The organism is Streptomyces sp. NPDC050448 (assembly GCF_040655295.1).
Taxonomy (GTDB): Bacteria; Actinomycetota; Actinomycetes; order Streptomycetales; family Streptomycetaceae; genus Streptomyces.
This window is the reverse complement of record NZ_JBFAJR010000021.1, coordinates 1-12,003: the sequence shown is the minus strand read 5'-3', so window position 1 is coordinate 12,003 and position 12,003 is coordinate 1. Positions and strand designations below refer to the sequence as shown.

11 protein-coding genes are annotated in these 12,003 nt (G+C 73.4%); 4 read left to right on the top strand and 7 right to left on the bottom strand.

What is annotated here, in order from left to right:
• Positions 1-194: 194 nt before the first annotated feature.
• Positions 195-1,199, top strand: a complete 1,005-nt coding sequence (locus tag AB0I68_RS23510; protein WP_363179316.1) for a Gfo/Idh/MocA family oxidoreductase — start codon at positions 195-197, stop codon at positions 1,197-1,199.
• Between the two features lie 56 nt (positions 1,200-1,255).
• On the opposite strand, the gene AB0I68_RS23505 is transcribed toward AB0I68_RS23510, so the two are convergent.
• From AB0I68_RS23505 to AB0I68_RS23495, 3 genes are all read right to left on the bottom strand, one after another.
• Positions 1,256-2,449, bottom strand: a complete 1,194-nt coding sequence (locus tag AB0I68_RS23505; RefSeq protein ID WP_363179315.1) for a cytochrome P450 — start codon at positions 2,447-2,449, stop codon at positions 1,256-1,258.
• A gap of 62 nt (positions 2,450-2,511) precedes the next feature.
• The gene (locus AB0I68_RS23500) at positions 2,512-3,429 is read right to left on the bottom strand and encodes a DMT family transporter (RefSeq protein ID WP_363179314.1); all 918 of its coding nucleotides are present in this window, start codon (positions 3,427-3,429) and stop codon (positions 2,512-2,514) included.
• A gap of 253 nt (positions 3,430-3,682) precedes the next feature.
• Positions 3,683-4,303, bottom strand: a complete 621-nt coding sequence (locus AB0I68_RS23495) for a dihydrofolate reductase family protein (protein ID WP_363179313.1) — start codon at positions 4,301-4,303, stop codon at positions 3,683-3,685.
• Positions 4,304-4,475: 172 nt separating this feature from the next.
• On the opposite strand from AB0I68_RS23495, the gene AB0I68_RS23490 reads away from it, so the two are divergent.
• Positions 4,476-5,210, top strand: coding sequence for an SDR family oxidoreductase (locus AB0I68_RS23490; RefSeq protein ID WP_363179312.1), 735 nt, complete (start codon positions 4,476-4,478; stop codon positions 5,208-5,210).
• Positions 5,211-5,394: 184 nt separating this feature from the next.
• Here AB0I68_RS23490 and alc read toward each other — a convergent pair whose 3' ends face one another.
• Positions 5,395-6,528, bottom strand: a complete 1,134-nt coding sequence (gene alc / locus AB0I68_RS23485) for an allantoicase (protein WP_363179311.1) — start codon at positions 6,526-6,528, stop codon at positions 5,395-5,397.
• A 1-nt stretch (position 6,529) separates the two neighbouring features.
• The gene (allB, locus tag AB0I68_RS23480; protein WP_363179310.1) at positions 6,530-7,870 is read right to left on the bottom strand and encodes an allantoinase AllB; all 1,341 of its coding nucleotides are present in this window, start codon (positions 7,868-7,870) and stop codon (positions 6,530-6,532) included.
• A 329-nt stretch (positions 7,871-8,199) separates the two neighbouring features.
• Here allB and AB0I68_RS23475 point away from each other — a divergent pair, with 329 nt between their 5' ends.
• Positions 8,200-9,003, top strand: coding sequence for an IclR family transcriptional regulator (locus tag AB0I68_RS23475; protein ID WP_363179309.1), 804 nt, complete (start codon positions 8,200-8,202; stop codon positions 9,001-9,003).
• Positions 9,004-9,104: 101 nt separating this feature from the next.
• On the opposite strand, the gene AB0I68_RS23470 is transcribed toward AB0I68_RS23475, so the two are convergent.
• Both AB0I68_RS23470 and AB0I68_RS23465 read right to left on the bottom strand, forming a co-directional pair.
• Positions 9,105-9,824, bottom strand: a complete 720-nt coding sequence (locus AB0I68_RS23470; RefSeq protein ID WP_363179308.1) for an ABC transporter ATP-binding protein — start codon at positions 9,822-9,824, stop codon at positions 9,105-9,107.
• Complete coding sequence (locus tag AB0I68_RS23465; RefSeq protein WP_363179307.1) at positions 9,821-10,909, bottom strand: ABC transporter permease; 1,089 nt, start codon at positions 10,907-10,909, stop codon at positions 9,821-9,823. The genes AB0I68_RS23470 and AB0I68_RS23465 overlap by 4 nt, the downstream gene beginning before the upstream one ends.
• A gap of 134 nt (positions 10,910-11,043) precedes the next feature.
• On the opposite strand from AB0I68_RS23465, the gene AB0I68_RS23460 reads away from it, so the two are divergent.
• Positions 11,044-12,003, top strand: a 960-nt coding sequence (locus tag AB0I68_RS23460) for a histidine kinase (RefSeq protein ID WP_363179306.1), incomplete at its 3' end; no start/stop codon positions are given.

Below are 12,003 nucleotides of genomic sequence, written 5' to 3'. Positions count from 1 at the left end.
GAACCCTAGCCACGTCTGCGTGCCCTTCCTTCGTCCTGCATGCTGCTGTTGTCAAAGCGGTCATTACGGTTCCAGCCGCTCAGTATCCGCCACAGTGGACCATGTGCGGTCATCGGGGGCTTCGAGGCCATCTGGGTCAGATGGGTACGGTCGGGCAGATTGACAGCCAACCCCGACGGGGTCAGGTTGAGTGCATGCGCATCGGGGTGATCGGAACGGGCCGGATCGGCTCCTTCCACGCGGCGGCACTGGCCCGCCGCCCGGACGCCGGCTCGCTGCTGCTCGCCGACGCCGATCCCGCGCGGGCGGCACGGGTCGCCGACCGGCTGGGGGCGACCGCCGCGCCTTCCGTGGAGCAGGTCTTCACGTGGGGTGTGGACGCCGTGGTCGTGGCCTGCGCCACCGACGGGCACGCGGAGTTGGTCCTGCGGGCGATCCGCGGCGGCCTCCCGGTGTTCTGCGAGAAGCCCCTGGCCACCGATCTCGCCCGGACGCTGGCCGTGCTGCGCGAGGTGACCGCCGCGGACGGGGTGCTCCAGCTGGGCTTCATGCGCCGCTTCGACGCGGGCTGCCGCACCGCGCGGGAGCTGGTGCGCTCCGGAGCCCTGGGCCGGGTGCACACGGTACGGACGATGACCGCCGATCCGGCGCCGCCGCCCGCCGCGTACCTGGCGACGTCCGGAGGCCTGTACCGGGACTGCCTGGTGCACGACTTCGACATGGTCCGCTGGGTGACCGGGCACGAGGTGACGGAGGTCTACGCGACCGGCTCCGACGCGGGTCCGCCGCTGTTCCGGGAGGTCGGCGACGTGGACACCGGTATCGCCGTCCTCACCCTGGACGACGGGACCCTGGCCACCTGTACGGGCACCCGGTGCAACGGCGCCGGGTACGACGTGCGGATGGAGCTGGCCGGGGAGCTCGACCAGGTCTCCTCCGGGCTGGACGACCGCACGCCGATCGCCTCGACCGAACCGCACGGCCCGCCCCCGGCGAGCAAGCCGTGGGCGGGGTTCCTGGAGCGGTTCGCCCCCGCGTACGAGGCGGAGCTGGCGGCCTTCGTCCGGCTGGTGCGCGGCGAGGGCTCCAACCCGTGCGACGGCCGGGAGGCGCTGGCCGCGCTGCGGATCGCGGAGGCGTGCGAGCTGTCGCGACGGGAGCGGCGCCCGGTCCGGATGGCGGAACTCCCGGACCTGTGAGGGCTGCGGCGGCGCGGGCTGCGGCAGGGGTGAGGGGGGACGGGCCACGGCGGCGCTTACCAGCGCACCGGCAGTCGGGTCACGCCCCGGATCAGGCTGGCCCCGATCCAGGTCGGCGGATCCCCGGCCGGGTCCTCGGCCAGGTCCGGGAAGCGCTCCAGCAGGCCGCGGATCGCGATGCGGCCCTCCATCCGGGCGAGCGGGGCGCCGATGCAGAAGTGCAGTCCGTGCCCGAAGGCGAGGTGGCCCTGAGGGGCGCGCCGGATGTCGAACGTGTCGGGGTTCTCGTACCGCTCGGGGTCGCGGTCCGCTCCGGCCAGCGAGACGAGGACGGTGGCTCCGGCCGGGATGGCGGTGCCGCCGATCTCCATGTCCTCGCGGGCGTAGCGGTAGGTGGTGTTCTGCACCGGGCCGTCGTAGCGGAGCATCTCCTCGATCGCGCCGTCGAGCAGGCCGTCGTAGTCGGCGCGCAGGGCGGCCAGCTGGTCCGGGTGGGCCAGCAGGGCGCGCGTGCCGTTGGAGATGAGGTTGACGGTGGTCTCGTGGCCGGCGATCAGCAGCAGGAAGGCCATCCCGATCAGCTCTTCGGAGGACAGCGCGTCGCCGTCCTCGTCCCGGGTCCGGATGAGGGCGCTGAGCAGGTCCTCGCCCGGGTCCTCGGCCTTGGCCTCGACGAGCTCAGTGAGGTATTCGCCGAGTTTCTGGTGCGCGGTGGTGCTCGGGGTGAGGGAGGTGGGCGCGAGGACCTCCTTGGACCAGTAGCTGAAGCGCTCGCGGTCCAGGTCGGGGACTCCGAGGAGTTCACCGATGACGGTCATGGGCAGCGGGAAGGCGAGGGCCTTGATCAGGTCGCCGGTGCGCTGCGGGCGTGCGGCCATCGCGTCGAGCAGTTCGTCGGTGATCTGCTGGACGCGGGGGCGCATGGCCTGCACGCGGCGGGCGGTGAACTCGCGGGCGACCAGCCGGCGCAGCCGGGTGTGCTGCGGCGGGTCGGTCTCCAGCATGTTGCTGTTGGCGACGGTGGCCTTGACGCCCGGCAGGACTCCGCTGCTGCTCCAGTCCTTCGACAGACCGGGATGGTTGAGGGCCTGGCGGGCCTCTTCGTAGCCGACGACCAGCAGGGTGGGCGCGTACTCGGCGGCCGTGACCTCGACGTGGTGCACCGGTCCCGCCGCGCGCAGCCGGGCGTAGAAGGAGTAGGGGTCTGCGTGGAAGTCCGCGTCGTTCGCGCTGATGTCCGGTTGTGGCATGCAGTCACATTAGTGGGGCGGTTCAGCGCTGGACCGGGCGTTTTTCGGTCACTCGTGCAAGATCATCCGGCCACGGCGCGGCGGCCCCAGGCGGTGCCTCCGAGGACGAGTGCGGCGCCCGCGAAGCCGGCCGGGCCGAGGTGTTCGCCGCCGATGGCGATGCCGGCGGCGGCCGCCCACAGCGGTTCGGTGCCGAGCAGCAGGCTGACCCGGGAGGGTGAGGAGCGGCGTACGGCCCACATCTGCACGAAGAAGGCGAAGAGGGTGCAGAACACGGAGAGGAAGGCGAGCCCGGCCCACTCGGCGGCCCCGAAGCCGGCGGCGGCCGCCCAGGGGCTGTCGCCGGTCCCGGGCACGGCGGCCAGCACGGCGAAGACGAGGACGGCGCCGCCGAGCTGGACGGTGGTCAGCGACAGCGAGTCGGCGCCCTGGACGGCCTTGATCCGCGCCATCAGCAGCACGTGCAGCGTGCGCGCGAGGGCCGCGCCGAGGATGAGCAGGTCGCCGGTGCCCGGGACGGTGAACCCGGCGCCCTGGGTGAGCAGGACGACGCCGGCGACGGAGACAGCGGCGGCCGCGACGAAGGCACCCGAGGGGGCCTTGCGCTGTACTGCGGCCTCGGCGAGCGGGGTGAAGATCATGGTCAGGCTGATGATCAGCCCGGCGTTGGTGGCGGAGGTGTGGACGACCCCGTAGGTCTCCAGCAGGAAGATCCCGCCGAGTACGAGCCCCAGCAGTCCCGCGCCGCGCAGCTGGCCGGCGGTGAGCGCCCGCAGCCGCTGCCACCCGGCGACGGCGAGCACGGGCAGCACGAGCGCGAAGCGCAGGACGAGGACGGCGATCACGGTGTGGGCCGTGGTGATGCCCTTGGCGGCGAGATAGCTGCCGCCCCAGACGACGGCGACGGCCAGGACGGGCAGATCCGCGTGCCAGGCCCGGCGGGGGGAGGCGGCGCGTGCAGGGAGGGCGGACGTGCTCACCAGGGACTCTCCAGCGGCATCAAGCGGGTGGAGACTTCGGCGGCTCCCGGGGGCGCGGCTCACCGTACCCGAGCCGATCATGACGGTCGACCGATTTCACCGGGGCCCGCCGCTCCGGAGCCCCGGGGCCGGGAGGCCGCGGCCGCCCTCCCCGGGCTCCCGGGCCCCCGGGCTCCCGGGCCCCCGGGCCCGTCGGGCCGGTCGGGCCGGTCGGGCCCGTCGGGCCCGTCGGGCCCGTCGGGCGGCCACGGTGTCAGAGGAAGGAGCCGAAGGTGGCGCGGCCCGTCGGGCGGTAGGTGAGGATCGCCGTGCCGTTCGGCGTCGTGCGCGAGCCGGTCAGCTCGCAGGCCGTCGGCAGCCCGCCCGTCGGGAACAGCCGGCGCCCGGCGCCCAGGAAGACGGGGAACACGAGCAGGTTCAGCTCGTCCACGAGGTCCCGTGCCAGCAGCCACTGGGCCAGCGCCCCGCTGCCGTGCACCTGGAGCTCCCGGCTCCCCTCCAGCGCGTCCTTGACCCGCATGATCTCGCTCTGCAGCTGCTCGCCGTCGATGACGGTGGTCCCGGCCCAGGCCGGTTCCTTGAGCGTGGTCGAGGCGACGTACTTCGGCAGGCCGTTCAGCCGGCTCGCGACCGGGTCCGTCGGGTCGGTCATCTTCGGCCAGTACCCGGCGAAGATCTCGTACGTCCGGCGCCCGAGCAGGAAGGCCCCGGCCCGGTCGAACAGCTCGTTGATGAACGCCCCCGTGCCCTCGTCGTGCAACGGCACCAGCCAGCCGCCGTACTGGAACCCGCCGCTGGGGTCCTCCTCCGGGGCGCCGGGGGCCTGCATCACGCCGTCGAGGGTCACGAAGGTGGTGAGGGTCAGCTTGCCCATGGCTCTACGCTCCTTGCGTCCGGTTTCTCCTGCACCCGTCCAGACTCCCGGCCGCCCCGGAACTCATCGGGGCGGCGCGCGCGAACGCGACGTCCGATTCCCGCCAGCGCCCGTTCCCCGCCCCCCGTTTCATTGAACCCGCAACGAGTTTCGGGCGAGAGAGGGAGACGACATGAGCAACGGCACGGTGGCACTGGTGACCGGCGGCAGCCGGGGGATCGGCGCGGCCACCGCCCTGCGGCTGGCGGAGGACGGCCTGGACGTCGCCCTCACCTACGTCGACGGCGCGGAGGCCGCCGCCGGGGTCGCGGGCAGGATCGAGGCGCTCGGCCGGCGCGCCCTGGCCGTGCGGGCCGATGTGGGCGACCCGGCGCAGGCGGTCGCCGCGGTGGAGGAGACCGTACGGGGCCTGGGGCGGATCGACGCTCTCGTCAACAACGCGGGCGTGGGTGTGCTCGGGCCGCTGGACGGCTTGGCGCTGGCCGATGTGGACCGGGTGCTGGCGGTCAACGTGCGCGGGGTGTTCCTGACCGCGCAGGCCGCGGCGGCGCGGATGGGTTCCGGCGGCCGGATCGTCACCATCGGCAGCTGCATGGTCCAGCGGGTCCCCGGCCCGGGCGGCACGCTGTACGCGATGAGCAAGGCCGCGCTGACCGGCCTCACCAAGGCGCTGGCCCGGGAGCTCGGCGGGCGGGGCATCACCGCGAACCTCGTGCACCCCGGCCCGGTGGACACCGACCTGAACCCGGCGGACGGCCCCCACGCCGCCTCGCAGAGCGCGCTGACGGCCCTCGGGCGCTTCGGCACGGCGCGCGAGGTGGCGGCCCTGGTGTCCTTCCTCGCGGGCCCGGACGCCGCCTATGTGACGGGCGCCGAGTTCGCGGTGGACGGCGGCCACGCGGCGTAGCTCCCGCTCCGGGCCGCGGGGCCTGCGGCCTGCGCGGCGGGACTTGCGGCCTGCGGCGGGGCTTGCGGCGTCTGCGCGGCGGGGCCTGCGGACACGCCGACGGGGCGCGCCGCGCCTGCGGTGCGCCCTGTCGGGCTGCGCGGGCCCGGGGGTGTCGGCCCCCGGGGCAGTCACCTGGCCGGCGTCAGCCGCCCAGCTCCTGGTGACGGGTGGTCAGCGCGGCCGCGCCGGCCTCCGTCAGCGAGCCGTACAGGCGCAGGCGGGAGAAGCCGCCGTCCGGGAAGATGTCGATCCGGACGTGGGTGCCGACCGCCGGGGTGTCCAGCACGAAGCGGTGGTTGGTGTCGGGCTGCAGGCGGGTGCGCGGCAGGAACTCCGTCCACTCGCCCTCCTCGCCGGACTTGACGGACAGCGAGGCCCAGCCGGCCGAGTTGCCCTTGAGGTACGCGGTGTCGATCTCGACGGCGCGGATCTCGGAGTCGGCCACCAGCTGGTAGCGGATCCAGTCGTTGCCGTTGTCGCGGCGGCGGGCGGTCTCCCAGCCGTCGTCCATCTTGCGGGAGCGGCCCGGGTTGATGGTGTTGGTCGGCGGCGAGTAGAAGCGGTTGGAGGCGTCCTGCACCGAGCCGCCGTTCTCCAGCGCGACCACGTCGAAGGAGCCGAGCGACGCGAGCCACTTCGGGTCCGGGAGGACCTCGCCGTAGACGCGCAGGCGGGCGATGCCGCCGTCGGGGTGCTGGTTGACGCGCAGGTGCGTGAAGCGCTGCTCGGCGGTGACCTCGAAGCCGTTGGCCGCGTGGCCGCCGACCGGCGTGCGGGCGACGACGGTCGTCCACTTCACGTCGGCGCCCTGGAGCTCCTCCGGGGTCGGCGCGAGGGCACCCTCCCAGTTGGTGGCCTCGATGGAGACGGCCTGCGGCATGTTGCCGCGGAAGTGGGCGGTGTCGACGACGATGCCGCGGATCACGCCGGGGGCGCCCAGGCGTACGAGCGCCCAGTCGTGGTCCTCGGCCGTCGGCCAGGGCTGGGTGGCGCAGACGCCGCGGCGGCGGCGGGTCTCCCAGCCGTCCATGACCTTGCCCTTGTGGCCGAAGTCCTCGGGGTCGAAGTGCGCGGCCTCGGAGATCAGCAGGTTCTCGCGCTGGGCGAAGAACTCGTCGTTGGCGGCGATGACACCGGCGCCCAGCTCACGGGCGGCGAGGTTCGCGTACTGGGTGAAGGGGAAGTCCGCGGTGCGGTAGTCCGCGTACGGGTCGCCGCCTCCGTACGGGTTCGCGTTGCCGGTGAAGGAGGCCAGTCCAGTTGAACGCTGTGCCACTTCAGTTCTGCCTTTCGAGGAGGAGGCCCGTGGGCTCGGTCGGGGTGCCGTGGTCGGCGATCTGCGTTCCGCGCAGCCAGGTGGACTTCACGACGCCGTGCAGGGTCTTGCCCGCGTACGCCGTGACCTGGTTGCGGTGGTGCAGTTGCGCGGGGTCCACGGTGAAGGTCTCTTCGGGCGCCAGCACGGCGAAGTCGGCGTCGCGGCCGGCCTCGATCGCGCCCTTCTGCGCCAGGCCGGCGAGGGCGGCCGGGGCGGCGGACATCCAGCGCACGACGTCCTCCAGGGTCCGGCCGCGGCGGCGCGCCTCGGTCCAGATCGCGGGGAGGCCCAGCTGCAGGGAGGAGATGCCGCCCCACGCGGTGGCGAAGTCGTCCGTCTTCAGGTCCGACGTGGAGGGCGAGTGGTCGGAGACGATGCAGTCGATGGTGCCGTCGGCGAGCGCGTCCCACAGGAGGTCCTGGTTGGCGGCCTCGCGGATGGGCGGGCAGCACTTGAACTCGCTGGCGCCGTCGGGCACTTCCTCGGCCGTGAGGGTGAGGTAGTGCGGGCAGGACTCGACGGTGATCCGGACGCCCTCGGCCTTGGCCGCGGCGATCAGCGGCAGCGCGTCGGAGGAGGACAGGTGCAGGACGTGGACGCGCGCGTTCAGCCGCTTCGCCTGGGCGATCAGATTGCCGATCGCGGTGTTCTCGGCGTCGCGCGGGCGGGAGGCGAGGAAGTCGGCGTACTTGGGTCCCGGGACGACCGGCGCGGAGTCCAGGTGGTGCGGGTCCTCGGCGTGCACGATCATCAGGCCGCCGAAGCCGGTGATCTCGGCGAGGGAGGTCGCCAGCCGCTCCTGGTCGAGCTCGGGGAACTCGTCCACGCCGGAGGGCGACAGGAAGCACTTGAAGCCGTAGACGCCGGCGTCGTGCAGCGGGCGCAGGTCCTTGACGTTGTCCGGCAGGGCGCCGCCCCAGAAGCCGACGTCCACGTGCGCCTTGGTCCGGGCGACCTCCTGCTTGACGCGGAGGTTGCCGACCGTGGTGGTCGGCGGCAGGGAGTTGAGGGGCATGTCGAGGATGGTGGTGATGCCTCCGGCCGCGGCGGCGCGGGTGGCCGTCCAGAAGCCCTCCCACTCGGTGCGGCCCGGGTCGTTCACGTGCACGTGGGTGTCGACCAGGCCGGGGAGCAGGACGTCGTCGCCGAAGTCCTCGAGCCGGGCGCCGGCCGGTACCTCGGCGTCGTGCGGCAGTACGGCGACGATCTTCCCGGCGGCGACGGCGACCGAAGCGGCGCGCGTCCCCCCGGGGGTGATGACGCGAGTCGAGCGCAGTACCAGTTCCACGTCGTCGGACACGCCGGAACCTCCCCATCTACTTCCACAGAGCGAAATTCAACGTTCTGTTGACGGAGTCTTCCCGCCGATCCGGGGCCAGTCAAGAGCGCCCGGACAGAGCACTGACACGCCGGTGTCGCAATTGGATGTTTCCACAAGATGGAATTAAGATTTCACTATCCAGAATGTAGCTATCACCACCGGGGGCGGGCGGGTAACTTCCGGAGGACGTCCACCACCCTGGACAAACCCCCTCTGACCGGCGGGGACGGCTTCGCCCCGGCTCTAGGGCCGACGCCGACCGACCGGTAGGCTGCTTCCTTGCCTGCCAGCACCGAAAGGACCGCGCCGTGCCGACGTCCAGCGCCAGCACCACCGACGCTTCCGCCAAGCCCACCGCCGCCAGCGGTGGCGTCCAGTCCCTGGAGCGCGCCTTCGATCTGCTCGAACGCATGGCCGATGCCGGGGGCGAGGTCGGCCTCAGCGAGCTCTCCACCGCCAGCGGTCTGCCGCTGCCGACCATCCACCGGCTCATGCGCACCCTCGTGGCCTGCGGCTACGTCCGGCAGCAGACCAATCGACGGTACTCCCTCGGCCCCCGGCTGATCCGCCTCGGCGAGTCCGCGTCGCGCCTGCTGGGGACCTGGGCCCGGCCGTACCTCGCCCGTCTGGTCGAGGAGACCGGCGAGACGGCCAACATGGCCCTGCTCGACGGGGACGAGATCGTCTACGTCGCCCAGGTGCCGTCCAAGCACTCCATGCGCATGTTCACCGAGGTCGGCCGCCGGGTGCTGCCGCACTCCACCGGTGTGGGCAAGGCACTGCTCGCGTACACTCCCGCCGACGAGGTACGGGCCCTGCTGGCGCGCACCGGGATGCCGGCCGCGACCGAGAAGACCATCACCACGCCCGAGGGCTTCCTGGAGGCTCTGGAGCAGGTCCGCAAGGTGGGTTACGCGGTCGACGACAACGAGCAGGAGATAGGAGTCCGCTGCCTCGCCGTGTCGGTGCCGAACTCGCCGACCGCCGCCGCGATCTCCATCTCGGGTCCGGCCGGCCGCGTGACCGAGGCCCTTACGGACTCGATCGTGCCGATCCTCCAGAACGTCGCGGCCGACCTGTCCGTGGCCCTGCAGAGCCAGAACCCCGCATAGGTTCCGGCCCGGGCCCCGGCCCCGTCCGTACCAAGGCCCCGGCCCCTCTGGTGTGAGGGGCTGGGGCCTTCGCGTACGCGGCACGGCTGCGGCTCGGCCGCTCAGGCCGCCGGGACCGGCTCCGGCTCCGTTTCCGCCTCCTCCTGCGCCTCCGATTCCGTCAGGCGGCCGTCCGTCATCGTCGCCGTCCGGTCCATCCGCTCCAGGTGGGCGTGGTCGTGGGTGACCAGCACGGTCGCGGTGGAGCGCTCTCGGGTCAGGGTGACCAGCAGGTCGAGGACGGCCGCCCCGCGATCGTGGTCCAGGGCACTCGTGGGCTCGTCGACCAGGAGCACGGCCGGCTCGTTCATCAGGGCGCGGGCGATGTTGACGCGCTGGCGCTGGCCGCCGGAGAGCTGGTGGGGGCGCTTGTCGGCCTTGTCGGCCAGGCCCACCGCGTCCAGCAGCTCCAGCGCGCGGCGGCGCAGCGTCCGCGCGGGGCGGCCCGAGAGGTGCGCCATCACCTGGAGCTGTTCGGCGGCGGTGAGCGAGGCCAGCAGGTTCGGCTGCTGGAAGACGATCCCGATCTTCTCGCGGCGCAGGGCCGACTTCTCGGCCGCGCCGAGCTTCGCGGTGTCCTGGCCGGCCACCACCACCTGCCCGGAGTCCGGGGTGACCAGGGTGGCGGCGACCGCCAGCAGGCTGGACTTGCCGGAGCCGGAGGGTCCGATCACCGCGGTCAGGGTGCCGGCGGGCACCTCGAGGCGGACCCGGTCGAGGGCGGTGAGCCGGCTCTCGCCGTCCGGGTAGGTGAGCGTGACGTCGTGCACGAGAAGGGTCATCGGGCGCTCCCGAGGGCGGTCAGGGGGTCGACGGCGGTGATCCGCCGGATGGACAGGGCCGCGCCCAGCGCGCCGAGCACGATCATGATCGCGGCGGGCACCAGCACGGTCGCGGTGTCGAGGACGAAGGGCACGTTGCCCCCGCTGATCAGCGCGCCGAACCCGGCTGCGAGCGCCGTACCGAGCCCGGTGCCGATCGCGAGCATGACCACGGCCTGGCCGAGCGCGTCCTTCAGCAGGTACGGGGTGGAGGCACCCAATGCCTTCAGCACGGCGATGTCGCCGCTGCGCTGGATCGTCCAGACGGTGAAGAAGGCCCCTATGACCAGGGCGGAGATGACGAAGAGGAAGCCGCGCATCAGCTGGAGCGAGCCGTTCTCGGCCTGGTAGGACCCTATGGCGCCGAGCGCCTCGTCGATGGTCTGCGCCGTGGTGGCGGCGGCCTCGTCGCCGGCGGCGAGGTCGGCGGAACCGGCGGTGTCGAGCGCGATCACGGTGGCGAGGGTGTCGACGGAGCTGCCGGGGTTGCCGATGCGCTGCCAGTCGTTCAGGTCCGTCCAGACGACCGGGGTGTGGCTGTAGGCGGCGGTGCCGGAGACTGCGGCCACGGTCAGCTCGAGCGGGCCGATCTTCAGCTTGCCGCCGGCGCCGAGCCCGCCGAGCTCCTTCGCGGCCTTCTCGGTGAGTACCGCCTTCCCCTGGGCGAGGCCGCTCCCGCGCGGGGGGAGGGGGCCGGCCGGGTCGACGCCGAAGACGGAGACGGCGGCGGTGCGCTCACCCGCCGCGGCGTTGGTGGTGCGGATGCCGAGCGGCTCCGCCGACTTCACGCCGGGCTGCGCCCGCCAGGCCCGCCAGGCCTTCTCGGGCACCTGGGAGTTGGTGAAGGACACCTTCTGGTCCCCCGTGGGCGCGGCGAAGGCCAGATGGGTGGCGGGCAGGCCGGTGACGGCCGAGATATTCTCCCGGGCCAGGCCGGCGGTGAGCCCGGACAGCAGGCCGACCAGCAGCGTGATCAGCAGTACGACCGAGCCCATGAGGGCGAAGCGGCCCTTCGCGAACCGTAGATCTCTCCATGCGACGAACATGACCCCCACCCTGGTCTTCCGCGTGGACCGGGGGCATCGCGCCACGGTAGCGATCCTGGTATCGAAGGACGCATCCGGACATCAAACTTTCGATTGACCGGGGGCGGCGGGCCCGCGCTTAGGCTGGTCGGGCCATGGCTGATCCGGAATCCCTCGCTCCCCGCCCCCTCACCCCCGTCTCGCGCGTCCTGCGCCTGTGCCTGCACGCGCTGCTGTTCGGGCTGCTCGCGCTGGCCGCAGGACGGGCCGTCACCGACTCCGCGCCGCGCGCGGGATGGGTGGTCGCCGCCTGCGCGGTGCTGGCCGCCGTGTACGTGGCCGGCGTACTGGCCCCCGCGGTGCACCGCTCGCCGCGCGCCGGGGCGGTGTGGCTGGCCGGGCTGGGCGCGGCCTGGGCGGGGCTGCTGGTGGTCTCCCCCGACGGGCTGTGGATCGCCTTCCCGCTGTACTTCCTGGAGCTGCACCTGCTGCGGCTCCGCTGGGGCCTTGCGGCCGTCGCGCTGACCGCGTGCACGGCGATCGGCGGTTTCCTGGCGCACGCGCACAGCAGCGCGGTGACGCCCGGGGCCTTCCTCGGACCGCTGCTCGGCGGGGCCGTGGCGGTGGCGACCGTACTGGGCTACCAGGCGCTGTACCGCGAGAGCGAACGCCGCCGCGAGCTGATCGAGGAGCTCATCGCCACCCGGGCCGAGCTGGCCGCGGCCGAGCGCGACGCCGGGATCCTGGCCGAGCGGGAGCGGCTGGCGCGCGAGATCCACGACACCCTGGCGCAGGGCCTGTCCTCCATCCAGCTGCTCCTGCGGGCGGCGGAGCGGTCGCTCGCCGAGGACGCGGCGGCGGCAGCGGGCACGGCAGGCGTGGCAGGTGCGGCGGGCACGGCAGGCGTACCGCACGCAGCGAGCGGGCCGGGCACGGCGAGCGGGCCGGGCGCAGCGAGCGCGGCAGGTGCGGCGGGCACGGCAGGCGGGCCGCACGCGGCGGGCGGGCCGGGCACGGCGAGCGGGCCGGGCGCAGCGAGCGGGCCGGGCGCAGCGAGCGCGGCAGGTGCGGCGGGCACGGCAGGCGGGCCGCACGCGGCGGGCGGGCCGGGCGCA